Origin of the sequence: Pantoea allii, from assembly GCF_046529425.1 — a bacterium.
Classification (GTDB): Bacteria; Pseudomonadota; Gammaproteobacteria; order Enterobacterales; family Enterobacteriaceae; genus Pantoea; species Pantoea allii.
Map to the genome: position 1 here is coordinate 4317882 of NZ_CP125958.1, position 23968 is coordinate 4341849.

Here is a 23968-nt window from a genome sequence, read left to right on the forward strand (position 1 = left end):
ATAAAAAAGGGCAGCGACCGCAAGGTCACTGCCCTTTTTCTCAAGCCGAGATCAGAAGCGCAGTGACGCGCCTACGTACGGACCATCAACGAGTACGTTATCTTTACGGCCGCCTTTGTTATTCAGCTCAATATACTGATAACCCACGCGCAGGTTCAGTAGAGAGATCGGCGTGAAGCTCACACCACCGCTCGCTTCCTGGTAGCTGTCGAGATGATCGGTAAGGCCTTCCGGCGCATAATAGTACTGACCGTACAGACCCCACATGCTGTTGAAGCTGTACTGTGCGCTACCGCCCAGCGCCACCGCAAATCCGTCTTTCCCGTCTTCAGGATGGGTAAAAATCGCCTTTGCGGTTGGCGCCAGTCGCAGATCGCCGACATCAACGTTGTAACCCAGACCCGCACCATAGGTGCTGCCGTCATGATCGCTACGCAACCAGTTGCCGTTCAGGAACAGGCCCGGCGACGTCGTGCCCAAACCGAGATTAAGGTTGGTGCTGTGCTCGCCAACATCAACGCTGCCTTCGATGGCCTGCGCGGCGCCGCTCAGCATAATGAAGCTCAGAGCGCTTCCAGTGACAAGTTGCTTAAACATGATTCTACTCCATGAAGGGTCAAATAATTCCGCATCAAGGGTAGCAGTCTGAAATGAGGTGACAACTAAATTTGGAAAGCTTTACGTAAAAAGAGATGTCATTTTGTGCCAAAAAGGACAAGTCGCTGTGAATTACGCGAAGAACAGTCGTTATCCGGGTTAACCGTATCCGGCGCAGGCTTGCCTTAGTGCGCCCACATCAGGTGCCCGATAAACGGAGCCAGTATGACGGTGACGACGCCAGACAACATCATCACCAGGCTTGAAACCACGCCTTCCTGCGGCCCCAACTGGTAGGCGCGTGCCGTACCGGCACCGTGCGAGGCGGCACCCAGCCCAGCGCCTTTCGCCACGCCCTGTTTGATCGCGATGCGCAGGAACAGTACATCCCCTACCGCCATGCCAAATACGCCTGTCACAACCACAAACAGCGCCACCAGATCGGGCTGCGCGCCCATAGGCTTCGCCGCCGCCAGCGCAAAAGGCGTGGTAATGGATCGCACGGCGAGACTGCGCTGAATGGTTTCCGGTAAATTCAGTAAACGCGCCAGCCATACGGAACTGCATATCGACACCGTTGTGGCGGTTAACACGCCCGCACTCAACGATAACCAGTGGCGTTTAATCACATTCAGATTTTCGTAGACCGGCACCGCAAAGGCTAACGTCGCGGGGCCGAGTAACCAGAGCAGCCAGTGGCTTTCCGCAATATAGTTTTGCCAGCTGATATGGGTCAGCAACAGCAGCGTCACCAGAATGAGCGGCGTCATGACCAGCGGCATCAGTAACAGCGTTGTCCAGCGACGATACAGCCGTTTATTCAGGTAATAAATTACCAGCGTGACGGCGGCACATAACAGACTGATGAGCAGATTATGCATTATTGCCCTGCTTACGCGCCGCGCGCGTGACTTCAAAACGGTACAGGCGATCGACCACCAGGGCCGTCGCCGCCAGCACCAGTAGCGTACTGACCGCAATCACCACCAAAATCCGCCAGCCTTCCATCTGCAGCAGGTCAGCGTAATTCACCACCGCCACCACCGCCGGGATAAAAAACAGCAGCATCTCTGCCAGCAACCAGCTTGCACCGGCTTTCACCCAGCGCAGCGGTAAAATGCGTAACGCAATCAACATCAACATCAGCAGCATGCCGACAATGTTGGCAGGCAGTGGCAGGTGCAGCCAGTTCACCAGTTGCTCGCTGGCGATAAAAAACGAGATAAACAGCACCAGCTGTAAAGGTAAGCTGAGCCGTTGCAGCCTGCCGACGTTCAGGCGGCGCAATGCCAGTGCCATCATTTTTCTCCCATCAAGTTAATGCGCTCAGTATAGAATCACGAGGTACTGTGAAAAAAATGAATTAAAATTATTCAAATCATGCCAGAAAGGAATAGTTATGGACGTTCGCGCGTTGCGTTACTTTACCGAAGTGGTACGTCAGCAAAGTTTTACCCGTGCTGCACAGAAGCTGTTCGTGACACAGCCTACGATCAGCAAAATGGTGCGCCAGCTGGAAGAGGAGCTGGACTGCGCACTGCTCATTCGTGATGGGCGACGTCTGCACCTGACGGATAGCGGGCAAGCGGTCTATCAGCGCGGGCTGGCTATTCTGCAAGAGTTTCATCAGCTTGAGGCCGAGATAGGCGATATCAATCAGCTGAAAACCGGCAAGCTGCGGCTGGGCATTCCCCCGATGGTGGGCATGCAGATCGCCGGATCGGTTTCGGCGTTTCGCCGTCGCTATCCGGGTGTGGAACTCAGTATTGCTGAGTTTGGCGGCTTAACGGTTCAGGAAGCGGTGCTGGCGGGCACGCTGGATATTGCCCTGACGGCGCTCCCCGTTGATGCCGAGTTGCCCCTCGAAACCTTATCGCTTATGCAGCATCCGCTGTGTGTGCTACTGCCACGTCAGGCACCCTGGCTGCAGCGCACGCAGCTTGGCCTGAGCGATTTGGCCTCCCATCCTTTGCTGATCTTTAATGAAGAGTTTTCGCTGAACCGCCAGTTGATGAAAGCGTTTCAGCGTCAGGGGATCACGCCTGAGATTGCAGTACGCAGCGGGCAATGGGATTTTCTGGCGGCCATGGTGCAGGCGGAGATGGGCCTGGCGATACTGCCGGAGCCCATTTGCCAGCGGTTAGATAAGCAGTCGTTATTGTGGCTTCCGCTGGAGTCCGAGCTGCAGTGGCATCTGGGGCTGATCTGGCGTGAAGGCAGCTACCTGTCACGCAGCGCGCGGGCCTGGATAGCGTGTTGCCGGGAACACTGGCCTGATAATGCGCCGCGTCTTTCCGTCTAGCGCCCCAGGTCGCCCGATAATCGCAGAGCGCAGGTTATCGGGCGAACGGGAGCGCATAACAAGAAGATTACTCTTCTTTCTCAATCAGCAGCGCTTCCAGCAGGTCCAGATCGTGCAACAGTTTTTGCATCGTCTCGTTTGATATCTGCTGAGTCGCACGCAGGTGATAGACCTCTGCACGCTCGGCACGTAACGCGTTCAGACGAAAACGACGTTCCAGGTTTTCGGCAAACAGCGCATGCTCAAGATCGTTTTTCCCTTCCGCGCGACGCCGCAGATTACCAATCACCCGCAGGCTGACCTCTTTCAGTAACTCAGGGTCGATGTTTTCTTCGGTTTCCTTTTCAAGCCGCGCCTCCATCTTATGCAGACTCTCGATAGCGACGCCGGCCATCACCGCTCTTGCATGCTGCAGTTCGTGCCGATGGGCGCTTTTGTCGATCGTCTCTACACCGCGCAGCAGCATCGGCAGAACGATGACGCCAACCAGCAGCGAGAACAGAATCACGCCGGTTGCGATAAACACCAGCTCATAACGCGCCGGGAAAGGATGGCCGTTGGTCAGGAACAGGGGAATCGACAGCACACCCGCCAGGGTAATGGCACCGCGTACGCCCGCAAAAGAGGCAATCAGCAGTTCACGCAACGAGTAGCTGGAGAACACTAACGGTTTCTTTTTTAACCAGCGTTTGCTGAAACGCTGCATGATCCACAACCAGCCGAAACGCACCACCATTAACGCCGCGTAGACCAGGACGATGTCCGCGAAAATCATCCAGATATCCACATTGGGATCGGCTGTTGCCTGGTCGATCGAGTTTTGCAGAATAGAGGGCAACTGCAGGCCCAGCATCAGGAACACCATGCCGTTAAACACAAACTCCAGCATGTGCCAGACGCTGTTGGCGCGCAGTCGCATGGTCAGCGGCGCCTGGCGGATAATGCCGGAGCGCGTGATGGTCATCCCGGCCGCGACGGCGGCTAAAATCCCGGAAACGCCCAGGTGTTCAGCAATCAGATAAGAGGCAAAAGGCAGCAGCAGCAGCAGGACAATCTGTGTGGCAGCATCGTCCCCGCCGCTCCAGCGGTTCAGGACGCGCAGCGATTTACCGTAGAGCCAGCATACCGCGACACCGGCGATCAGGCCGCCCACGGCCACTTTCAGGAACTCGACGCTGGCTCCGCCCCAACTAAACACCATGGTGCCCATCGCCACTGCGACCGCAAATTTCAGTGAAACCAGGCCAGAAGCATCGTTCATCAAGGCTTCGCCTTGCAGTATTCCCATAATTTTCTTCGGAATACGGCCTTCGCCGACAATGCCTGACAGCGCCACGGCATCGGTAGGTGATAGCACGGCCGCCAGGGCGAAAGCGGGGATCAGGGGAATCCCGGGCACCGTCCAGTAAATCAGATAGCCAATACCGACAACGGTAATCAGCACCAGCACCAGCGCCAGGCCAAGAATTTCCCGCCCGTAATGCAGGAACTCGCTGACCGGTGTTTTCCAGCCGTCAGCAAATAACAGCGGCGGAATGAATAAGACGAGGAAGAGCTCCGGGTCGAAATCCACGTGCAGCCCGAAGGTCGGCCAGGCCAGCAGCGCACCGACGGCGATCTGCACCAGAGGAAGGGGAATCTGAAAAGGCAGAATACGGGCAGCCACCCCGGAGAGCGAGACCACCAGCGTCATAATCAAAATAGTAAAAAAGATTTCCATGCTTTCCTTAGGCGGTAGTTATCTTCGAATCAACATTAGGTTAAAAGTGTAAAACAAACTGGCGAGGGCGGGAAAAGCTACGCGTGCTTCAACGAGCAAAAAGCGGATAATTCCGGACATGCCGCGGCACGTCCGGTTGAACAGTCAGATCGCCCAGCCTCCGGCATAAAAAGCGACTAACGCGACGGCGATCACCACCGTGCCCACGTTTAGCCTGCGCCACTCACCCGCAAACAGACGGCCCACCACCAGGGTCGCGAAACCGATCATGATGCCGGTAACGATGTTACAGGTCAGCACGATGATCACCGCCGTGAGCAGACCGGACATGGCATCAACGAAGTCACCGAAGTCGATCTTTGCCACGTTACTCAGCATCAGCAGGCCAACGTACATCAACGCAGGCGCGGTAGCGTACGCCGGCACCAGATAAGCCAGCGGAGACATAAACAGAATGAGTAAAAACAGGAGGCCAACAACAATGGCCGTCAGGCCGGTTTTGCCCCCTGCCGCCGTCCCGGCGGCAGACTCGATGTACACGGCCGCCGGTGAGGCACCCACAAGGCCGGCAAACAGGCTACTGACGGAATCCGTGGTCAGCGCCCGGCCGCCGTTAATGATTTGCCCGTCTTTATCCAGCAGGTTAGCCTGGCCCGCCACCGCGCGGATCGTACCGGTGGCATCAAAGACCGCCGTCATCACTAACGCCAGCACGCTGGGCAAGACCGCAGGCTGCAAAGCGCCCATGATGTCGAGACTGAATAACAGTGACTCGCCCTGCGCATCACGCAGGCTGGGCAAGGCAAACAGTCCCAGCCAGCGCACGGACGGATCGAACGCCAGCCCCAGCGCAGAAATCGCAATAACGGTGAGTAAAATGCCGCCCGGGACACGGCGTTTTTCCAGGCCGAAAATCGCAGCCAGCCCCAGCAAAGACATCATGACGGGGAACGACGTAAAATGGCCCAGCGCAACGGGTAAACCTGAGGCCGGGTTTCTGACGACCAGCCCAACGTTGTCTGCCGCAATCAGCAGCAGAAACAGGCCAATCCCAATGCCGGTGCCGTGGGCGACGCCCATCGGCAGATTACGTAAGATCCAGGCGCGAATCCCGGTGGTGGAGATCAGGGTAAAAAGCAGGCCCATCAGGAACACGGCCCCCAGCGCGACCGGAACGCTAATGTGTTGACCCAGGACGAGGCTAAAGGCCGTAAAAGCCGTCAGTGAAATGGCACAGCCAATGGCCAGGGGTAAATTGGCCCACAGCCCCATGATGATCGATCCAACGCTCGCCACCAGGCAGGTAGCCACAAACACCGCCGAAGGTGAAAACCCCGCTTTACCGAGCATGCCAGGCACCACGATCACCGAATAAACCATGGCGAGAAAGGTGGTCAGCCCGGCGACAATTTCCTGCCGCACGCTACTGCCTCGGGCCGAAATGGCGAACCAGGCATCCAGTTTTCCACTGGCGGGGCGTGATTCAATTGACATAGTTGAGCCTCAAAAATTTTTGTTGTTGGATCGCGCGGTAACCGCCCTGACTTCCCTGAAAGCTGTCATCGCCAACAGGCTGCCGACAAAAAGGCAAACGTTTACTTAGCCGCACAGAACGGGGCGTCGTACGTCCCCGTTTAAAGGGGGCCGATTATCCGGCGTTTTCCCGCCGCTTTTCAACCGCTCTGTGAGGATTCCTGGCTATAAAGATCAGGTCGATAACATCGGGGATGCTCTTGATACTATCGTGTAACATTCAGTGCGTCAGGATGCGGTGATGATTACGCCGCATTATCGAGAAAGCAGACGAAGATGACGCCGGGCGGCGTCATCCGATAGGACAGGATAATGCGCGATCAGCCCGAAAGATGAATTTCACCGCCTTGCTGAATGGCCCGTTGCCAGGCCGCACGCTGTTGCACGGTCGTTAACCATTTTTGTGTGGCGGGGGCATCCTTCAGTCCGGCGCGCTGGCTCAGCGCCAGAATCGGAAAGCTCATCTGCACATCAGCAATGCTGAAACGCTGACCGGCAAACCACGGATGCACCGAGAGGTGATCTTCAATCACCTGCTTATGCAAGGTAAGTTGTTTATCCAGCCAGGCTTTCTGAACGCCTTTGCCGAGCGCCGCACCGATGGGACGCAGCAACCACGGCACAGGCGCGCTGCCAAGGCGGCCAAAAACCAACTTCATGACCAGCAGCGGCATCAGTGAACCTTCGGCGTAATGTAGCCAGTAACGCGCCTGCAGCCGTGCCTCTTCGTCGGTGATCTGCAGCCGCCTTTCGCTGTCGTACTTCTCTTCCAGATACTCAAGGATCGCCCCGGACTCGGCCACCACGCGATTGTCATCGGTGATAACCGGCGACTTTCCTAACGGATGCACTTTTTTTAACGCGTCCGGCGCCAGCATCGTGGGTTCACGCTGATAGCGTTTGACCTGGTAAGGCACTTCCAGCTCTTCCAGCATCCACAGCACCCGGTGAGAGCGCGATTGTTCAAGATGGTGAACGGTGATCATCATGATTCCCTGTCAGTGAATATGCAGCAAGTATAGACGTCACCTTGTCTTATGCAGTGCACCATCCTGTTCAGGATCAAGCAGTACCGCGCCCGAACCCTGCTGCCCCAGCCGATCGCCGGGATTGCGCAGCGGACAGTCACGCATCGATAAACATCCACAGCCAATGCAACCATCCAAATCGTTACGCAGGCGCGTTAGCGTTTCGATGCGCTTATCCAGTTCGTCGCGCCAGTGCTGGGTCAGATTGCCCCAGTCCTGAGCCGACATACGTTTATCCGCCGGCATGTTTTCAAGGCTGTCGCTGACGCTGGCAAGCGGAATCCCAATGCGCTGTGCAATTTTAATAATGGCGACCCGTCGCAGAACATCACGGCTGTAGCGTCGCTGATTTCCGTTATTGCGGGTGCTAAAGATGAGCCCTTTGCTTTCATAAAAATGCAGCGCAGAGACGGCCACGCCGCTGCGGCGCGCCACTTCACCCGGTGTCAGCACCGGTTTTGGGTAATTGCGATCTTTTTTCATTTGGCACTTTACCTCAAGTTAACTTGAGGAATTATACTCTTTTCCCATCAGAACGACACGCTCCCTCACGACGTCATTCGCCAGCAAACGGGCGCGATTTTCATCGCGACTCGCGCGCAAAGGCAGCATGAACGCACGGGGAAATTCACCAGAAGGATGAGGCCATGATACAAGAAGAGATCATTCATTCACTGACACACTGGATTGACCAAAACCTGGATAAGAGCCTGTCAATTGATGAAGTGGCCGCGAAATCAGGCTATTCGAAATGGCATCTGCAACGTATGTTCCGTAGCGTGACGAAACAAACGTTGGGTGGTTATATTCGTGAACGCCGTCTGACTCTGGCCGCAGAAGCGCTGCGGCAAACTCAGCGCCCGGTATTCGATATTGCGATGCAATATGGTTATGACTCGCAGCAGACCTTCTCCAGGGTGTTTCGCCGCCAGTTTTCCCAAACGCCCACGGCTTATCGCCATGCTATGCGCCGCCAGACGATTCAGCGTCCGCGCCTGATGAGTTTTGACTGCAGCGACAATATGACCAGCTTTACCCAGCGCACCATGGGCGAGTGCTGTCCGGTTAGCTGAATATCACCGTGCGCCTGGCTGGGCGCACACCGCTTTTCTCAGGTTTCCTTCCCCTGCACCCGCCACCCACTTCTGCTGAAAAACCAGACAAATTTTGTACAAAATTGGAAAATCGAATGCTATAGTGTGATCCACATCACATTATGACATTTGTTGCCGACGAAAGAGCCCGACCTGACAGACTTTTCCGCCGACGTGATGCTCGCAGACAGTCAGGCGTAAACTCCGATTTTGAGGTCAAAATTGATGGCTACCTTAACCACCAGTTTTCTTGTTATGCGCTGGGAATTGTTGAGCGCTGTAATGATGTTCTTTGCCAGCACGTTAAAAACCCGACTTCGCCAGGATAGCCATCACGTGATGGCATTTATCTGTGGCAGCGTTGGCGTGGGAATGTCGTGCTGGTTTGTGACGGGCTTGATGGGCATCACGCTGAGTATGGAAAACGTACACCATTTTTTCAGCGTCTCTAAAGACGTCTTTATTGACGTAATGAGTCATGCGCCAGCTAACTGGCAAATGCCCTGATTGACCAATAAAAAACCCCGCAACGCGGGGTTTTTTATATTGCTGTGTAACGTCAAATTTTCTTCAACATGACAGGAATCGCAATATCCTGCACTTCTACGTCCGGCCTCTGCGTTCCGCGACGATCCTGAATCCACATGTCACCCATCATCTGATCTAATCCGCTATCCAGTCCCGTCACCATGCCTGCGCCTGGCGTAAACGTAAGCTCGCCGAAGTAAATGTGTTGGTCATGGATATACCAGTCCACGCGCACATAGTCGAAGTCGCTGGCCAGCGTTTTGCTTAACGCCAGTGCCTGCTCTAACGAAGGCATGACCGTTGAGACGTCGAGCCCGGTATCACGAATTTTATGAAACACCTCGCTCAGGTTGTTCACATAAAAGTTCATCGAAAGCTGAGGCTGGCCGCGGTTGTAAATGACCTGAAGCACATACTCAAAGTTGCCATCACGCTTGTTGAACATGTGAAACTTGTAATCAACCGGTGCCTGTTTGCCATCACCAATGTACTGCTCCACCAAAATGCGTGGCTTGATGTAGCGATAGTGGATCTCGCGTGCTTCGCTGGCAAAATCCGTTTTTAACCACGTGTAGCAGTTATGAATGATTTGCTGCTTGCGAAGGGCACTCGGTTCCTCCAGCACGATCTCTACCATGTTTGAAGCATGGTTTGGTTTAATCACCGTTCCCTTCCAGCGCGTCAGGTTGTTGAGCGTGGTGGGATCGGTGGTGTCGTGCAGCAAGGGAATCAGGTACGCACTACCGATTTTCTCAGCAATAAATTCACGCACCGAAAACTTGTCGGACAGGCGTGCATACAGCTGATAATCGCCATGGATGAACTTGCGATACAGCACTTTTTCATTGAAGACCTTTGGCTCATGCAGGTTAGGAAGCCTTCTGAACTTGCGGAAGTAATAAATCCGATCCTGATAAGTCCAGGGCATCTTCTTGATAAAGTACTGCAAACTTCTTCTAAGCTCTTGTTTTAACTTGAGCATATTTGACCTCATTTGTAGGTTTTGTAGTTGAGTGAGGAAACCTGGATTTTTTGAATAACGCCGTGTTTAAAAAAATAATTCATGACGGTCAGGGACAGGAGCTCTGAAAGAAAAACGCTCCATGCGGCTCCCGTAATGCCGTAGTCCTGAATTAGCCACCAGGAAAGCGGCATGCTGATGATCACCAGACAAATGATTTTCTTCAGTAAATAATCAAAGCCCCCTTCTTTCACCATGTAGCGATACGCGACGGTTCCCAGTGCCGAAAAGCTGGTTGCTATCGACAGCAGGGTGATGAGCTGGCCCGACTGCCTGAACGCCGGGCCATACAACGCCGTGATGATCTGTTCGCCAAACAGCGCAACGATAAGCAGCATCAGCAGGGACACGGCCATCACGTAGCCATTGAGCCGCGCCGTCAGCCTGATCGCTTCATCACCGCGCGCCCGAAAAATTTCGCTGAAGCACGAGGTAATCAGCGCGACCGGGATAAAAATCCATGAAGCGGCGATGGTATTGGCTGCGGCAAACAAGCCCAGCTCTTGTGCAGACGCGATGCCTGCCAAAAACATCTGCGCGGCTTTTACCTGTATAGAAATAAAGATGCTGGAAATCGCCAGCGGCAATCCGGCATACATCAGGTAACGCAAATACAGCGTGCGCGTCGCCGGCGGCGGGAGCCGATCCTGATGCGCCTGGTAAAAGGCGTAGCGTTTGATGGCGTAGGGCACTAACGTCACCGTGACCACTGACAGCGTTAGCCACAGTGGGTTAAGGCGTAACCAGGCAATGATAAAGCTCAGGGCAAAGCTCATCAGCATGCCAGCCGCATTCGCAACGGCGTTGAGCTTTGAAGCTAAACGCGCGTTGTTGTAGACGCTAAAGGTGTCCTGCGTGACAAAAACAGACGCCACAAATGAGGCCAGCGCAAATGCCAGGAAATTTTCCTGCATGTTGTACCAAACCCAAATTAATACCGGCACCGAGGTAAGAAGTAATAAACCCATACGCAACGTGCGTGCAATGCGCATTAAACGTAAAGCTTTTGTCGCATTTTTACTGACACGTTTAAACAAAATAGTTTCAGTGCCAAATATGGCTATGGTTTGCACCATGGCAAATAATGACGTTGAAAACGCCATCTGACCAAATAGGGTCGGACCAAAGGATTTGGCCACATAAGACGTCACGAAAATGACGCCAAAAACGGAGATAATCTTTTCAGACATCATCCAGGCGGCATTAGCCATTACGCTCAATTTCATCAACTATTCCTTAGTATTACTCTACCTCTACCGCATCCCCATCCCTGGGGCGAAGTAATAAGCGCTTAAATTTCAAAGCGAAATTATAAACATCAAGCCAGTCCGGCTCGGAAATGAGAATCGGGTCTTATTTTATCGAGTGAATTCAGGAGAATTCTGATTATACCTGGCCCGAATACCGCCAATTGGAAACGATTTCAAAGTGAAATCAATAATGTTTCCAAAAACCACCCTTCCATAATAAAACAGGTCAAGGAATGTTGAATATCAAATTTACAGTCGTTTTTTATCTTTGGGATGCGATGAATTTATATCAAAAACCGCATGCCAGGAAGGCGCGGCATCCCGATCAGAATAAAATAAGATTTATCCCATGATGATATTTATTCTAAATATCTTAATTTAACCCTCGCAATTTAACGTACGTATTTAAATACGGCACTCAATGAAATCATACAGTACCAAAGGTTAATAAAGTAATTCTCATCCATTAATTGATAAGAAAGGTAAGAGCATTTATGAGAAAGTCACGATATAGCGAAGATCAAATCACAAATGCCATTAAAGCTTCTGAATCGGGCGTTAAAGTTAAAGAGATTTGTGAGGAGCTTGGCATCTCTGAGGCAACCTTCTACAGCTGGAAGAAGAAGTTCTCTGGGTTATCTTCAGAAGAAGGCAGAAAAATCAAAGAACTGGAAGAACAAGTTCAGTCTCTGACGCGCGAACTGCATGCGCTCAACTCGGATAAGGAAATGCTACAAAGCGTCCTGAAGAACTTCTTCACCACGAATGACAAACGTCAGGCGGTCAACTTCTTACAGAGCACTTTTGATGTTGGAACCCGGCGCAGCTGCCGTTTACTGGATATAAGCCGTAGCGTTTATCATTACCCAGCCGGTTCTGATAACCGCTAATAGTGAGATGACGGCTTTTAATGGCCACATCGCTGCGATTTGTTCTTACCAGAAGAGATGAAGAGCATTTAACAGGACATTTATGGTGGTGCGCTTCGCCCAGTCCGTAATTAATGAATGGATTGGCGGTTACGCTTCTTTTTTTGCGGTAAAATTGATTCACAACAGCAAAAGTCTCGCTATCTACGCCACTTTTATCCGCCCAATCTCATTTCGGTGAGATTGGCGTCTCTCTTTTTTTTCATTAGCATCCCTAAAAGAACCTATATCCCCTGTGCTTTTATGTTCAGTGCTGGTAATGATATCCAGGCCAACATGCTGTTTTTTTCAGCCCAGGCTGGCCCTGAGAAATTTTTTGCCGATCGCGGAATGATTTCCAACAGCATAAAAAGGTAAAAAAAGCCCAGAATAATCCCAGAAAAATAGTTTATTGCTACTTATCACTTTCTTCAGCAAATACCGCTTGTGGGGTGCTATTGATGCCCATTGTTAAACATTAAATAAAAGCGAAGCGTGGTGAAATCCCGATTTAATAAGGGATAGCTGGAGTAAAAGGGGGTTTTTTATAAGGAATTATCTTAACCAAACGGCCTGGCAGCCCGGTTTTCGGGCGTTAAATTCGCCTCCAGGATACACATCGCCCCCCGATAAGTGCCTTTTGAAGGTTAATCGTGGTCGCAATCCGGACATAACTGTCTATTTTTTGCTCAAAATAAGGCTTTGCACGGCGGTAAATGGCCGGGTGAGATCGCATTTTGCCGGGAACAGTGCGTGGCATTTAACTGTTGGCCGCCGATTTCCGCCGTGCCAGCGGTCGATTTCGGCATTATTTTGCCGATCCTGAGTGAGGCATAATCTGAAAAAGCGTGAATATCACCCCTGGTAATAATCAATCACAAGCGGTAATTATTATCAGGGATCGATGGCGGTCACCCGGGGTTGAGGTTTAATCCGCATGGCCCCTATCACGCCCAGGATCAGACAAGTAATACCAGCGGAAGTTAAGGCCGGTGGCCAGCTTTGATACCAGACAAAAGTCCATAACAGCCCAAACAAAATTTCAAACACGATGAGCGGCCCCATTAAAACCGTGGGTAGGCGTTGGCTGGCCGCGTTCCAGCATAAGGTCCCCACCCATGAGCAGAGCAGCCCGATGATCAACATTAATGAGACGAACACCTGCGGTCGGGGGCCAAATGGCAGGGCAAAGTCGGGCCGTTGCCACGCCAGTTGCGCGCTCACCAACGCGTACATTACCAGGGCCAGCGGCAGAGTCACTAATCCCTGGGCTGTCGCCCATGTGGCGGGTTTAAGTTGGGGATGGGTTCGTAACCAGCGCGCATTACGCAGCGGATACCAGGTCCAGCAGATGACTGCCATCACCGCCAGGCCAATCCCCGTCAGATAACGGCGGCCATCAAGCGACGCGCCTTGCGACTGCAACTCTGCTGCATTGACACAGACGAGGCCGGCTCCTGTTACCATCAATGCCGGGATCAGCCGCCGCCAGGACAGCCGTCCTTCAAGATGGCCGTAACACAGGTTAGCGGTGACGGCGATAACGATGGGTAAGGTGCCAATAATCATGGTGGAAACCGGCGCGCCCGTTCGCTGGATAGCATTGGCGAGAAACGCGTAATAAAACAGGTTGCCGATCAGCGACAGCTTCAAGGCTTCCCGCCAGTGAGCGGACGTAAGCTGACGCAGTCGATGACGATCGTGCCAGGCCAGCGGCAGGGCTATCAGCCCAAAGGCCACATAACGTCCCGCCGACTGTAAGGTGCCCGGGTAATCCGGGACCAGGATCGGTCCGACAAAAATCAGCCCCCACATCATGCCCGCGGCAAGGGCAAACAGTATCCCCATCAACATCGTTTTTTCCTGTCTGAGTTTTAACATCAGTGTGACCAAATCAGGCAAGAAAAGCTTGTAGCAAATTGCGCTCAGGCTATCGCGAGATTATCTGTTTTTGATAACGCCCTGGGGTAATGCCATAACGGTTAGCAAAGGCGCGCGTGAGATGCGCCTGGTCGGTCAAGCCCACCGCAGCGGCCACGCTGGCGATCGCTTCGCCCTGCGCCAGCCTCTCTTTGGCCTCATACAGTCGGTACGCCATTAACATTTGCTGAGGTGTCACGTGGAAACGATCGCGGAAAGCCCGTAAAAAATGCCAGGGCGATAATGAGACTAAGGCTGCCAGCGTCTCCAGCCTGACCGGTTCAGCCAGATTCGCACGCAGGTAGTCGCGCACCTTGTCGAAGCGATGCCTGGCTTCCGCTTTGCGGGGAGAGGCCATGCGCGCCAGCGGGCGCAATTGAAGCAGCAGTTCTGATAACAAACTGTAACGTGCCAGCGCCGTTTCGGCGTGCCACAACGTCGAGAGAACCTGCGATAGCGGTTGTGCCAGACGGATATCCGTCCTGAGCGCGTCGTTAAACCACCAGCCGCGGTCACCGCTGAGTTCATCCATCAGCTGCGGCTGGATGTAAATCATTTGATAACGCCAGCCCTCTTCGCAGGCCGATTCGCCGGTGTGCAGCTCATCTGGATTCATCATCACCAGCGAATGCGCCGGTGCGGTGTACTGCGTACCGCGATAGCGAAAACGTTGCGCGCCCGCCTCAATCGTCCCAATGCCAAACGCTTCATGCGTATGTGGTTCAAATGCGTAACGAGAGATATGTGCCTGATAAAGCTCCACACCGGGCAGTTCAGGCGATTGCTTAAACTGCGCGCGATCTTTTTCACAGGGGAAAACCGCAGGAATGCCCTCCACGTCACCTCTCCTTTTATATGCGACACCGTCTTTTATATTGCCCGCAAAGCACGACGACAGGCAAAGATTGTCATCCCCGTTTGAATACGCAACACTGCTAACAGGCATCCTGACAAGGAACGATCATGCAGCGTGTAGTAATGGTAGTTGATATGCAAAATGGTGTGTTTGCATCGCCGCGTTTCGATCGCGCAGGGCGAGTCGCCCAGATCAACCGGCTGATCAGACAGGCTGACATTACCCTGTTTATTCAGCATCGCGAAGGAAACATGACGGAAGGCAGCCATGTGTTTGCCCTGTTACCTGATATTGAACAACCCCAGAATGCGCATTACATCACCAAAACCGCGTGCGACAGCTTCTGGCAAACGCCCCTGGCGTCGCTGCTGACCACTTTATCGGTTACCGACTTCGTGATTTGTGGCTGTGCCACCGACTACTGTGTTGATACCACCATTAAAGTGGGCGCGAGTTTAGGTTATCGCATCACCGTGGCAGCCGATGCGCACACCACCGCCGACCGCACTTACGTCAGCGCGGAGCAATTAATTGGTCAGCATAATGAAGTGTGGGCAGGGTTTGGTCTGCCGGGTAACGTGCCGCGCGTCGTCAATACCGAAACCCTGCTGGCTGAATGGCGGTAGCGGCGACCAACCAAAAGGCACCTGAGCCTATACTTTATGCTCTGACTACTCTTAACGGTAAGGCTATGACTTATGACGCATTTTGGAGGCGCCGTGTTCGAATCCTTTTCCTGGATCAATGAACCTGCACAGTGGCGGTATCATGACGGCACGTTGCAGGTCGTCACCGATGAAAAAACGGATTTCTGGCATAAGACCTGGTATGGATTTGAACGTTTTTCCGGGCATATCTTTGCCACGGAAGTGCAGGAGGATTTTACTTTCCAGGTCAAAATTTGTGCGGATTTTACCACGCTGTACGATCAGGCCGGACTGATGCTGATGCGCGATGCGCAGCACTGGTTGAAAGCGGGCATTGAATATAATGATGGTGCGCCCGCCATCGGCAGCGTATTGACGCTTGGCCAGTCTGACTGGGCCACGGGCATCTTTCCCGGCGATGCGCGGGCATTCTGGCTCAGGTTGACGCGCAAAGGGGACAGCCTGAGACTGCAGTATTCAACCGATGGTCAATGCTGGCCGTTACTGCGTTTGTGCCCTTTCCCGGCAGGCAGCGTTAACGTCGGTGTCATGTGCTGCACACCAGAACGCGCTGGCCTGAGCGTGGCATTTCAGGACCTGTCTTTGACCCCGCCGCTGGATAAGGCCCTGCATGACCTGAGCTGAAGGGAATCGCGTCACGCCAGAACACATGCAGAAAAACAAAAAGCCCCTGTAGGGGCTTTTGCAATACGGAAGAACGACGCAATGTCTTAATCAGAACGGAATGTCGTCGTCGAAATCCATTGGTGGTTCATTGTTGTTGCTGGCCGGTGCGCCTGGCTGCTGCTGAGGACGAGACTGCGCGCCGCCACTGAACTGGTTATTGTTCGCCTGCTGCGGCTGTGGCTGCTGAGGCTGGCCCCAACCGTTGTTACTGCCCTGACCGCCGCCTGCTGCTGGCGCGTTACCGCCCTGCTGACGTCCACCCAACATTTGCATGGTGCCGCCAACGTTCACCACCACTTCCGTGGTGTAACGTTCCTGGCCACCCTGGTCCTGCCACTTACGGGTGCGCAACTGGCCTTCAATATAGACCTGAGAACCTTTACGCAGATATTCGCCGGCAACTTCAGCCAGCTTGCCAAACAGCACGACACGGTGCCATTCGGTGATTTCTTTGTTTTCACCGGTCTGTTTATCACGCCAGCTTTCCGAGGTAGCCAGCGTAATGTTGGCGACAGCGCCACCATTTGGCATGTAACGTACTTCCGGATCCTGACCCAGATTCCCGACAAGAATCACTTTGTTAACGCCACGACTGGCCATGTTGCTGTCTCCCGATGAATTTTTACGTAAACTCTAAACGATCAATTCTAACACGTCCCGCGCCTGGTTTCCCAGTTTAGAGAGGTGTTCCATTTTTAATCATCCGCCTTAAAAAAGCAAAAAACTACTGGATATTTGTTCAGTCTATTTTTTGTGCCATAATGATGCGTTTATTCTGGCCGTGTCGTATGGCGCGGTGAGTGCTGCTAATCCGGGAAAGGTGAATGGATAAGATCGAAGTTCGTGGTGCCCGCACCCATAATTTGAAAAACATCAACCTGACGATTCCTCGCGACAAACTCATTGTGGTTACTGGCCTGTCAGGGTCCGGTAAGTCATCTCTGGCGTTTGATACGCTGTATGCGGAAGGTCAGCGCCGCTATGTGGAGTCGCTCTCTGCTTATGCGCGCCAGTTTCTTTCATTGATGGAGAAACCGGACGTCGATCATATCGAGGGTTTGTCGCCGGCTATCTCCATTGAGCAAAAGTCCACCTCGCATAACCCACGCTCTACAGTGGGAACGATCACTGAGATCCACGATTACCTGCGCCTGCTGTTTGCCCGCGTGGGTGAACCTCGCTGCCCGGATCACGACGTGCCGCTGGCGGCACAAACGGTCAGCCAGATGGTTGACCAGGTTCTTGAGCAGCCTGAAGGCCGTCGTCTGATGCTGCTGGCACCGGTGGTGAAAGATCGTAAAGGTGAACATACCAAAACGCTGGAGAACCTGGCTACGCAGGGCTATATCCGCGCCAGGATCGATGGCGAGGTGTGCGATCTTTCCGATCCACCTAAGCTGGAACTGCAGAAAAAACACACCATTGAAGTGGTTATCGATCGCTTCAAAGTGCGCGATGACTTAGCGACGCGCCTTGCCGAGTCGTTCGAAACCACGCTGGAACTGTCTGGTGGTACGGCGATTGTCGCCGATATGGACGATGATGCCGCCGAAGAACTGCTGTTCTCCGCTAACTTTGCCTGCCCGATCTGCGGATACAGCATGAGTGAGCTGGAACCGCGCCTGTTCTCGTTCAACAACCCTGCCGGTGCCTGCCCAACCTGTGATGGTCTGGGCGTGCAGCAGTATTTCGATCCCGATCGCGTGGTGCAAAACGTGGAGTTGTCGCTGGCCGGTGGCGCAATCCGCGGCTGGGATCGCCGCAACTTTTATTACTTCCAGATGCTGCGCTCGCTGGCTGAGCACCTCAAGTTTGATATCGAAGCGCCCTTTAGCAGCCTGCCGGACAACGTGCGTAACGTCATCCTGTATGGTTCAGGTAAAGAGAGCATTGAGTTTAAATATATCAATGACCGTGGTGATACCTCGGTGCGCCGTCATCCGTTCGAGGGCGTGCTGAACAATATGGAACGCCGCTATAAAGAGACGGAGTCATCGGCGGTGCGTGAAGAGCTGGCGAAGTTCATCAGCAATCGTGCCTGCACCAGCTGTGAAGGAACGCGTCTGCGGCGTGAAGCGCGCCACGTCTACGTGGAAAATACCACGCTGCCCACCATCTCAGAAATGAGTATTGGGCACGCCATGTCGTTTTTTGAAAACCTGAAGCTGAGTGGTCAGCGGGCTAAAATCGCCGAGAAAGTGCTGAAAGAGATTGGCGATCGCCTGAGCTTTCTGGTCAACGTTGGCCTGAATTACCTGTCGATGTCGCGCTCCGCTGAAACCCTCTCGGGCGGTGAAGCACAACGTATTCGCCTGGCCAGTCAGATCGGTGCTGGCCTGGTCGGTGTCATGTATGTGCTGGATGAGCCTTCCATCGGCCTGCATCAGCGTGATAACGAGCGCCTGCTTGGCACGCTGATTCACCTGCGCGATCTGGGCAACACGGTAATTGTGGTGGAGCATGATGAGGATGCGATTCGTGCCGCCGACCACGTGATTGATATCGGTCCCGGCGCAGGGGTACACGGTGGATCGATTGTCGCGGAAGGGACCGTCGACCAGATCATGGCCGAAGAAGCCTCCCTGACCGGTCAGTTCCTCAGCGGAAAACGCGAAATCGCCTTGCCTAAAGCGCGGGTGAAAGGCGATCCGTCTAAGGTGCTGAAAATCACCGGCGCACGGGGCAACAACCTTAAGGATGTGACGTTAACGCTGCCTGTTGGCCTGTTTACCTGCATCACCGGTGTCTCCGGTTCAGGGAAGTCGACGCTCATCAACGATACGCTGTTCCCGATTGCACAGCGCGCCCTGAATGGCGCGACGATTGCCGAACCGGCCCCCTACCGTGAGGTAGTCGGACTGGAGCATTTCGATAAAGTTATCGATATCGATCAGAGCCCTATTGGCCGGACGCCGCGCTCAAACCCGGCAACCTATACCGGTATTTTTACGCCGGTACGTGAGCTGTTTGCCGGCGTCCCGGAGTCCCGTTCACGCGGTTACAATCCTGGCCGGTTCAGCTTTAACGTCCGTGGCGGACGCTGTGAAGCCTGTCAGGGTGATGGCGTACTGAAAGTTGAGATGCACTTTTTGCCGGACATCTATGTGCCGTGCGATCAGTGCAAAGGCAAACGCTATAACCGTGAAACGCTGGAGATTAAATACAAAGGCAAAAGCATTCACGAAGTGCTGGAAATGACCATCGAAGAGGCACGCGAGTTCTTTGATGCCGTACCGGCGCTGGCGCGTAAGCTGCAAACGCTGATGGACGTGGGTTTGTCCTATATCCGCCTGGGTCAGTCGGCAACGACACTCTCCGGCGGTGAAGCCCAGCGTGTGAAACTGGCGCGTGAGCTGTCAAAACGCGGTACCGGTCAAACCCTGTATATTCTGGATGAGCCGACCACCGGGTTACACTTTGCTGATATCCAGCAGTTGCTGGAAGTGCTGCATCAGCTGCGCGATCAAGGCAACACCATTGTAGTGATTGAGCACAATCTGGACGTGATTAAAACGGCGGACTGGATTGTCGACCTGGGGCCAGAAGGCGGCAGCGGCGGCGGTGAAATCCTGGTGTCGGGTACGCCGGAAACGGTGGCGGAGTGCGAGAAATCCCATACCGCGCGTTTCCTCAAACCCTTGTTGAAAAAATAAATTGTCATGCCCGCCTCTGGCGGGCTTTTTTTCAGAACTGCTCTGTTTAACCGGATAAATGCAGAATCAGGCAAGATTCAGACACGTATAGGCATATACGCTTTTCGATCCCCTGACTATCCTTAATCCGTTCCTCTTTGGTACGCCCCTGGCGTCACCTTCTTGCTGCGCGCTTTATGCTGCGGCGTTGATTCAAAAATCACGACACACCTTAACTGGAGACTCCATGAACATTACCCATGCGTATGCTGCTCAGGATGCAAAATCCAAACTGGCACCGTTTGATTTCAAACCGCGTGAGCTTCGTGCTCATGACGTACAGCTTGAAGTGCTGTTCTGTGGCGTTTGTCACTCTGACTTACATCAGGCGCGCAATGAGTGGAAAAATACGATTTTCCCTGTGGTACCTGGGCACGAAATTGTCGGTCGCGTTACCGCTGTTGGCCCGGATACGCAAAAATACAAAGTGGGCGATCTGGTCGGCGTCGGCTGTATGGTGGATTCCTGCCGTAGCTGTCCAAGCTGCCAGGAAGGGCTGGAGCAGTACTGTGAAAACGGTTTTGTCGGCACCTACAACGGTGAAGATCGCGTAACAGGTGCTATTACCTATGGCGGCTACTCGACCTCGATGGTTGTGGATGAAAGCTTTGTGCTGCGTATTCCCGAAAACCTTGAGCTGGCAGGCGTTGCACCGCTGCTGTGTGCCGGTATCACTACCTATTCACCGCTGCGTCACTGGAACGTCGGTCCGGGTAAAAAAGTCGGTATCGTCGGCCTGGGCGGTCTGGGTCACATGGGCGTGAAAATTGCACATGCGATGGGCGCGCATGTGGTGTTGTTTACCACCTCACCGTCAAAAATCGAAGATGGCAAACGCCTGGGTGCGGACGAAGTCGTAATCTCTAAAGATGCCGACCAGATGGCCCAGCATACCAACAGCTTTGACTTCATCCTGAACACCGTCGCAGCCCAGCACGATCTTAACCCTTTTATCACCCTGCTGAAGCGTGACGGCAATATGACCCTGGTGGGCGCGCCTGAGCATGATCACCCGGCACCGCAGGTGTTTAACCTGATCTTTAAACGTCGCAGTGTTGCCGGTTCGCTGATCGGCGGCATCGCTGAAACCCAGGAAATGCTGGATTTCTGTGGCGAGCATGGCATTACCTCAGATATCGAGCTGATTGCTATGGATCAGATTAACGACGCCTACGAACGTATGCTGAAAAGCGATGTAAAATACCGCTTTGTTATTGATATCAATACGCTGCGTAACGAATCTGCGGCATAACGCTGCCGTTCGCCCTCTCCCGCCTCGGGGGAGGGACCTTATCGTCCGGCGTCAGCCTGCTGAAAAGAGGCATCCACCAGATAGTAGATTTGCGAATCTTTTAGCGTGCCATCCAGAAACAGCGTGTTCCAGTGGGATTTATTCAGGTGTTCACTGGGGAACACATCGCTGTGCTCATCCCGCATCAGTTCAGCCAGCGCAGGCGTGGATTTTAACGACACCGCCGGTCGACCTTTCACTTCATGAACCATGGCAAACAGCACGCCGTTGCTCTTAATCTGTGTAGCCTTCCAGTCGCTGTGAACGCTTTGTTCAGCGCCAGGTTTGCTCATGCAATAGGTCAGTAACTCTGAGTTATTCATCATCATTCCCCTTGTAGGGTGGCAACGATACGTCGGGCACCACCGTGAATGCGATGCTCACCCAACCAAATACCCTGCCAGGTTCCCAATACCAGCTGGCCACGCTGCACAGGCAACGTCAACGATACGCCAAGACTGGACGACTTAATGTGCGCGGGCATATCGTCACGGCCTTCATAATCATGTTGATAAGGTGCGTCTTCCGGGACATGACGCATAAAGTGCTGTTCCATATCACGTCGTACCGTCGGATCGCAGTTTTCATTCAGCGTCAGTGAGGCTGAAGTGTGTTGCAACAGCAAATGCACCAGTCCGATCCTGATATCACGTAAACCTGTCAGCTGTTGCACGATTTCGTCAGTGACCAGATGAAAACCGCGTGATTTCGCGCTTAAGGTCAAGGTTTGTTGATGCCACATACATTTTTTTCCTGAATCTGTCAGACCATTTAAGTGTGCAGAATGTGGCGCAAAGGTAAACCCGAACCGTAAAAATAAAAAAGCCGCCAGACAATGCTGGCGGCCAGAACCTGCGACGGCTGAGAATTACATTACCGCAGCAAAGGCTTCTGCTACCTGATGGACATTTTTACTGTTGAGGCCCGCCACGCACATACGACCGCTGCCAACCAGATAAACGCCAAACTCTTCTCGCAGGCGATCCACCTGCTGCGCGCTCAGGCCGGTATAGCTGAACATCCCGCGCTGCTTTAACAGGTAGTCAACGCTTTTACCCGGCAACGCCGTACTCATCACCTGCACCAGCGCCTGACGCATGTCGATAATACGCAGGCGCATCGCTTCCACTTCTGCCAGCCAGTTCGCCTTTAAGGCAGGATCGTTTAACACGCGTGCCACCACCTGCGCGCCGAAATTCGGCGGGCTGGAATAGTTACGACGCACGGTCGCTTTTAACTGGCCCAGAACACGGCTGGACTCTTCAGCGCTGTCGCACACGATGGAAAGTCCACCGACGCGCTCGCCATAGAGCGAGAAAATTTTTGAGAATGAATTGCTGACCAGCGCAGGCAAGCCCGACGCGGCAACCGCACGCATCGCGTAAGCATCTTCTTCCATACCAGCACCAAAGCCCTGATAGGCGATGTCGAGAAACGGAATCAGTTCCTGTGCTTTCAGCACCGCGACGGTTTCGTCCCACTGGGCATTCGTCAGGTCAGCACCGGTCGGGTTATGACAGCACGGATGCAGCAGCACGATGCTCTGGCTGGGCAATGTTTTCAGCTTGCTGAGGAAAGCGTCAAACCGCACGCCGTTGCTTTCCGGGTCATACCAGGGATAGGTATTAACCTCGAAACCTGCCCCGCTAAAAATGGCGACATGGTTTTCCCAGGTCGGATCGCTGACCCATACGTTTGACTGTGGAAAATAGCGCTTGAGGAAATCCGCACCCACTTTGAGCGCACCCGAACCGCCTAATGTCTGGATGGATGCAACATGGCCCGCTTTCAGTACCGGATGCCCGGCCCCAAACAACAAGGGCGCAATCGCGTTGCGGTAGCTGCTTAACCCTTCCATCGGAAGATAGAGAGAAGCCTGCTGCGGCTCGGCACGCAACTGTTCTTCAGCATCGGCAACGGCCTGTAGCTGAGGAATGATGCCTTGCTCATTGTAATAAAGCCCAATACTCAGGTTCACTTTATGCTCGCGCGGGTCCTGTTTAAAGGCTTCCATCAGCGACAAAATAGGGTCGCCAGCATAGGCATCAACGTTTTGGAACACGGTGCAGATCTCCATGGTTGGTCTTGAAATAAAAAGGGCCACTAAACCCTGTAACGCCCGGGACGATGGTTCATTGCGATAATCAAATTAAGCACCACTGCGCCGGCGACAGACGCAAGCAACATCGGCAGGCTGACGACAAACAGCGACGCCAACACCACACAGGTATCCACTGCCATTTGCAGTTTACCGGCGCGAATGCCGAAACGGTCCTGTAACCAGAGCGCCAGAATATTGCTTCCACCCAGGCTGGCTTTGTGACGAAACAACACTATAAACCCAATGCCCATGATGACGTTACCGAACAATGCCGCATAAAAAGGATTCAGCGTGGAAAAATGCATAAATAACGGGTGCAGGTGGGTAAAAAGTGACACCAGGCCCACGGCACTGAAGGTTTTCAGGGTAAATTCCCAGCCCATACGCTTTACGGCCAGCCAGTAAAACGGGATGTTAATCAGAAAGAAGGCACTGCCAAAAGAGACGGGCGACAGGTAGCTGATTAAAAATGCGATGCCTGCCGTACTGCCGGTCAGGGCACCCGCCTGCTTCAGCATGATCACGCCAAACGAGACCATTAAGGTGCCGAGCAGAATAGCCAGCGCGTCTTCAAGGCGAGAATGGGGAATATCAACGGGTTGTACAAGGTTATCCATAATACTGTCTCAGTGCGAAGGAATGACGCACTGATGCAATAACTACGCCAGCCTGCGTGTGCGGATAACGCGGTTGTCTTCGTCCGCCTGTGTCATCGGCTCTGACAGGGCGAATCGTGCATAGTCGATTTATGTGGCGCACAAAAAACGCATAAATTGACGATTCATCGCACCAC

General features: G+C 53.4%; 24 protein-coding genes. 8 read left to right on the plus strand and 16 right to left on the minus strand.

The genetic code is table 11. The features are described 5' to 3' along the window. Window positions 1-51: 51 nt before the first annotated feature. The 3 genes from QNH99_RS20240 to QNH99_RS20250 form a co-directional block, all read right to left on the minus strand. Entirely contained in the window at window positions 52-597 is a 546-nt protein-coding gene (locus QNH99_RS20240) for a YfaZ family outer membrane protein (protein WP_063878015.1), read from the minus strand. A gap of 185 nt (window positions 598-782) precedes the next feature. Beyond that, on the minus strand, window positions 783-1478 hold the full coding sequence (locus QNH99_RS20245) for an LrgB family protein (RefSeq protein WP_283355332.1): 696 nt from the start codon (window positions 1476-1478) through the stop codon (window positions 783-785). After that, the gene (locus tag QNH99_RS20250) at window positions 1471-1896 is read right to left on the minus strand and encodes a CidA/LrgA family protein (RefSeq protein WP_410517694.1); all 426 of its coding nucleotides are present in this window, start codon (window positions 1894-1896) and stop codon (window positions 1471-1473) included. The genes QNH99_RS20245 and QNH99_RS20250 overlap by 8 nt, the downstream gene beginning before the upstream one ends. A 100-nt stretch (window positions 1897-1996) precedes the next feature. Here QNH99_RS20250 and QNH99_RS20255 point away from each other — a divergent pair, with 100 nt between their 5' ends. Beyond that, window positions 1997-2899 (plus strand): LysR family transcriptional regulator, encoded by a 903-nt coding sequence (locus tag QNH99_RS20255; RefSeq protein WP_096010461.1) that lies wholly within the window; start codon window positions 1997-1999, stop codon window positions 2897-2899. Between the two features lie 67 nt (window positions 2900-2966). Here the strand turns inward: QNH99_RS20255 and QNH99_RS20260 are convergent, their stop codons facing one another. From QNH99_RS20260 to soxR, 4 genes are all read right to left on the minus strand, one after another. Beyond that, window positions 2967-4619 (minus strand): Na+/H+ antiporter, encoded by a 1653-nt coding sequence (locus tag QNH99_RS20260; protein WP_063878011.1) that lies wholly within the window; start codon window positions 4617-4619, stop codon window positions 2967-2969. A gap of 144 nt (window positions 4620-4763) precedes the next feature. Continuing rightward, window positions 4764-6113, minus strand: a complete 1350-nt coding sequence (locus QNH99_RS20265; protein ID WP_410517128.1) for an NCS2 family permease — start codon at window positions 6111-6113, stop codon at window positions 4764-4766. A gap of 359 nt (window positions 6114-6472) precedes the next feature. After that, window positions 6473-7138 (minus strand): glutathione S-transferase family protein, encoded by a 666-nt coding sequence (locus QNH99_RS20270; RefSeq protein WP_410517695.1) that lies wholly within the window; start codon window positions 7136-7138, stop codon window positions 6473-6475. Window positions 7139-7177: 39 nt separating this feature from the next. Then, the gene (soxR, locus tag QNH99_RS20275) at window positions 7178-7663 is read right to left on the minus strand and encodes a redox-sensitive transcriptional activator SoxR (RefSeq protein ID WP_063878008.1); all 486 of its coding nucleotides are present in this window, start codon (window positions 7661-7663) and stop codon (window positions 7178-7180) included. A gap of 164 nt (window positions 7664-7827) precedes the next feature. Between soxR and soxS the strand changes: the two genes are divergently transcribed. Both soxS and QNH99_RS20285 read left to right on the plus strand, forming a co-directional pair. Then, window positions 7828-8253, plus strand: coding sequence for a superoxide response transcriptional regulator SoxS (gene soxS / locus QNH99_RS20280; RefSeq protein WP_063878007.1), 426 nt, complete (start codon window positions 7828-7830; stop codon window positions 8251-8253). A gap of 246 nt (window positions 8254-8499) precedes the next feature. Further along, entirely contained in the window at window positions 8500-8781 is a 282-nt protein-coding gene (locus tag QNH99_RS20285) for a YjcB family protein (RefSeq protein WP_063878006.1), read from the plus strand. Between the two features lie 52 nt (window positions 8782-8833). Here the strand turns inward: QNH99_RS20285 and QNH99_RS20290 are convergent, their stop codons facing one another. Continuing rightward, window positions 8834-9784: an ATP-grasp fold amidoligase family protein gene (locus QNH99_RS20290; RefSeq protein WP_096010463.1), complete on the minus strand. Its 951-nt coding sequence runs from the start codon at window positions 9782-9784 to the stop codon at window positions 8834-8836. An 8-nt stretch (window positions 9785-9792) separates the two neighbouring features. After that, the gene (locus QNH99_RS20295) at window positions 9793-11049 is read right to left on the minus strand and encodes an oligosaccharide flippase family protein (RefSeq protein WP_096010464.1); all 1257 of its coding nucleotides are present in this window, start codon (window positions 11047-11049) and stop codon (window positions 9793-9795) included. A gap of 518 nt (window positions 11050-11567) precedes the next feature. Between QNH99_RS20295 and QNH99_RS20300 the strand changes: the two genes are divergently transcribed. Further along, the gene (locus QNH99_RS20300; protein ID WP_063878003.1) at window positions 11568-11963 is read left to right on the plus strand and encodes a transposase; all 396 of its coding nucleotides are present in this window, start codon (window positions 11568-11570) and stop codon (window positions 11961-11963) included. A gap of 912 nt (window positions 11964-12875) precedes the next feature. On the opposite strand, the gene QNH99_RS20305 is transcribed toward QNH99_RS20300, so the two are convergent. Both QNH99_RS20305 and QNH99_RS20310 read right to left on the minus strand, forming a co-directional pair. After that, window positions 12876-13835 carry a DMT family transporter gene (locus QNH99_RS20305; RefSeq protein WP_410517129.1) on the minus strand — a complete coding sequence of 320 codons (960 nt, stop codon included), beginning with the start codon at window positions 13833-13835 and terminating at the stop codon, window positions 12876-12878. A 76-nt stretch (window positions 13836-13911) separates the two neighbouring features. Continuing rightward, on the minus strand, window positions 13912-14739 hold the full coding sequence (locus QNH99_RS20310; RefSeq protein ID WP_283355335.1) for an AraC family transcriptional regulator: 828 nt from the start codon (window positions 14737-14739) through the stop codon (window positions 13912-13914). Window positions 14740-14864: 125 nt separating this feature from the next. Here QNH99_RS20310 and QNH99_RS20315 point away from each other — a divergent pair, with 125 nt between their 5' ends. Beyond that, window positions 14865-15383, plus strand: a complete 519-nt coding sequence (locus QNH99_RS20315; protein ID WP_410517130.1) for an isochorismatase family protein — start codon at window positions 14865-14867, stop codon at window positions 15381-15383. Between the two features lie 72 nt (window positions 15384-15455). After that, on the plus strand, window positions 15456-16049 hold the full coding sequence (locus QNH99_RS20320) for a DUF1349 domain-containing protein (protein ID WP_145394213.1): 594 nt from the start codon (window positions 15456-15458) through the stop codon (window positions 16047-16049). 90 nt (window positions 16050-16139) lie between these two features. Here QNH99_RS20320 and ssb1 read toward each other — a convergent pair whose 3' ends face one another. Then, window positions 16140-16691, minus strand: a complete 552-nt coding sequence (gene ssb1 / locus QNH99_RS20325) for a single-stranded DNA-binding protein SSB1 (RefSeq protein ID WP_063877998.1) — start codon at window positions 16689-16691, stop codon at window positions 16140-16142. Window positions 16692-16915: 224 nt separating this feature from the next. Between ssb1 and uvrA the strand changes: the two genes are divergently transcribed. Together uvrA and QNH99_RS20335 are read left to right on the plus strand one after the other, a co-directional pair. After that, window positions 16916-19744 carry an excinuclease ABC subunit UvrA gene (uvrA, locus tag QNH99_RS20330; RefSeq protein WP_063877997.1) on the plus strand — a complete coding sequence of 943 codons (2829 nt, stop codon included), beginning with the start codon at window positions 16916-16918 and terminating at the stop codon, window positions 19742-19744. A gap of 226 nt (window positions 19745-19970) precedes the next feature. Then, window positions 19971-21035: an NAD(P)-dependent alcohol dehydrogenase gene (locus QNH99_RS20335; protein WP_063877996.1), complete on the plus strand. Its 1065-nt coding sequence runs from the start codon at window positions 19971-19973 to the stop codon at window positions 21033-21035. A gap of 38 nt (window positions 21036-21073) precedes the next feature. On the opposite strand, the gene QNH99_RS20340 is transcribed toward QNH99_RS20335, so the two are convergent. The 4 genes from QNH99_RS20340 to QNH99_RS20355 all read right to left on the minus strand — a co-directional run bounded on the left by QNH99_RS20340 (window position 21074) and on the right by QNH99_RS20355 (window position 23792). After that, the gene (locus tag QNH99_RS20340) at window positions 21074-21397 is read right to left on the minus strand and encodes an MmcQ/YjbR family DNA-binding protein (protein ID WP_063877995.1); all 324 of its coding nucleotides are present in this window, start codon (window positions 21395-21397) and stop codon (window positions 21074-21076) included. A 2-nt stretch (window positions 21398-21399) separates the two neighbouring features. Then, window positions 21400-21816, minus strand: a complete 417-nt coding sequence (locus QNH99_RS20345; protein ID WP_063877994.1) for a secondary thiamine-phosphate synthase enzyme YjbQ — start codon at window positions 21814-21816, stop codon at window positions 21400-21402. 126 nt (window positions 21817-21942) lie between these two features. Then, window positions 21943-23136 carry an amino acid aminotransferase gene (locus tag QNH99_RS20350; protein ID WP_283378769.1) on the minus strand — a complete coding sequence of 398 codons (1194 nt, stop codon included), beginning with the start codon at window positions 23134-23136 and terminating at the stop codon, window positions 21943-21945. A gap of 41 nt (window positions 23137-23177) precedes the next feature. Beyond that, window positions 23178-23792 carry a YitT family protein gene (locus QNH99_RS20355; RefSeq protein ID WP_410517131.1) on the minus strand — a complete coding sequence of 205 codons (615 nt, stop codon included), beginning with the start codon at window positions 23790-23792 and terminating at the stop codon, window positions 23178-23180. Between the last annotated feature and the right edge of the window lie 176 nt (window positions 23793-23968).

Excerpts from the sequence above, each read along its gene's own strand:
- QNH99_RS20355 (WP_410517131.1), bottom strand. The coding sequence starts at position 23,792 with ATGGATAACCTTGTACAACCCGTTGATATTCCCCATTCTCGCCTTGAA.
- soxR (WP_063878008.1), bottom strand. The coding sequence starts at position 7,663 with ATGAAAAAAGATCGCAATTACCCAAAACCGGTGCTGACACCGGGTGAA.
- QNH99_RS20340 (WP_063877995.1), bottom strand. The coding sequence starts at position 21,397 with ATGAATAACTCAGAGTTACTGACCTATTGCATGAGCAAACCTGGCGCT.
- QNH99_RS20250 (WP_410517694.1), bottom strand. The coding sequence starts at position 1,896 with ATGGCACTGGCATTGCGCCGCCTGAACGTCGGCAGGCTGCAACGGCTC.
- ssb1 (WP_063877998.1), bottom strand. The coding sequence starts at position 16,691 with ATGGCCAGTCGTGGCGTTAACAAAGTGATTCTTGTCGGGAATCTGGGT.
- QNH99_RS20285 (WP_063878006.1), top strand. The coding sequence starts at position 8,500 with ATGGCTACCTTAACCACCAGTTTTCTTGTTATGCGCTGGGAATTGTTG.
- QNH99_RS20240 (WP_063878015.1), bottom strand. The coding sequence starts at position 597 with ATGTTTAAGCAACTTGTCACTGGAAGCGCTCTGAGCTTCATTATGCTG.
- soxS (WP_063878007.1), top strand. The coding sequence starts at position 7,828 with ATGATACAAGAAGAGATCATTCATTCACTGACACACTGGATTGACCAA.
- QNH99_RS20335 (WP_063877996.1), top strand. The coding sequence starts at position 19,971 with ATGAACATTACCCATGCGTATGCTGCTCAGGATGCAAAATCCAAACTG.
- QNH99_RS20305 (WP_410517129.1), bottom strand. The coding sequence starts at position 13,835 with ATGTTGATGGGGATACTGTTTGCCCTTGCCGCGGGCATGATGTGGGGG.
- QNH99_RS20255 (WP_096010461.1), top strand. The coding sequence starts at position 1,997 with ATGGACGTTCGCGCGTTGCGTTACTTTACCGAAGTGGTACGTCAGCAA.
- QNH99_RS20270 (WP_410517695.1), bottom strand. The coding sequence starts at position 7,138 with ATGATCACCGTTCACCATCTTGAACAATCGCGCTCTCACCGGGTGCTG.
- QNH99_RS20315 (WP_410517130.1), top strand. The coding sequence starts at position 14,865 with ATGCAGCGTGTAGTAATGGTAGTTGATATGCAAAATGGTGTGTTTGCA.
- QNH99_RS20245 (WP_283355332.1), bottom strand. The coding sequence starts at position 1,478 with ATGCATAATCTGCTCATCAGTCTGTTATGTGCCGCCGTCACGCTGGTA.
- QNH99_RS20320 (WP_145394213.1), top strand. The coding sequence starts at position 15,456 with ATGACGCATTTTGGAGGCGCCGTGTTCGAATCCTTTTCCTGGATCAAT.
- QNH99_RS20260 (WP_063878011.1), bottom strand. The coding sequence starts at position 4,619 with ATGGAAATCTTTTTTACTATTTTGATTATGACGCTGGTGGTCTCGCTC.
- QNH99_RS20265 (WP_410517128.1), bottom strand. The coding sequence starts at position 6,113 with ATGTCAATTGAATCACGCCCCGCCAGTGGAAAACTGGATGCCTGGTTC.
- QNH99_RS20345 (WP_063877994.1), bottom strand. The coding sequence starts at position 21,816 with ATGTGGCATCAACAAACCTTGACCTTAAGCGCGAAATCACGCGGTTTT.
- QNH99_RS20295 (WP_096010464.1), bottom strand. The coding sequence starts at position 11,049 with ATGAAATTGAGCGTAATGGCTAATGCCGCCTGGATGATGTCTGAAAAG.
- QNH99_RS20290 (WP_096010463.1), bottom strand. The coding sequence starts at position 9,784 with ATGCTCAAGTTAAAACAAGAGCTTAGAAGAAGTTTGCAGTACTTTATC.
- uvrA (WP_063877997.1), top strand. The coding sequence starts at position 16,916 with ATGGATAAGATCGAAGTTCGTGGTGCCCGCACCCATAATTTGAAAAAC.
- QNH99_RS20300 (WP_063878003.1), top strand. The coding sequence starts at position 11,568 with ATGAGAAAGTCACGATATAGCGAAGATCAAATCACAAATGCCATTAAA.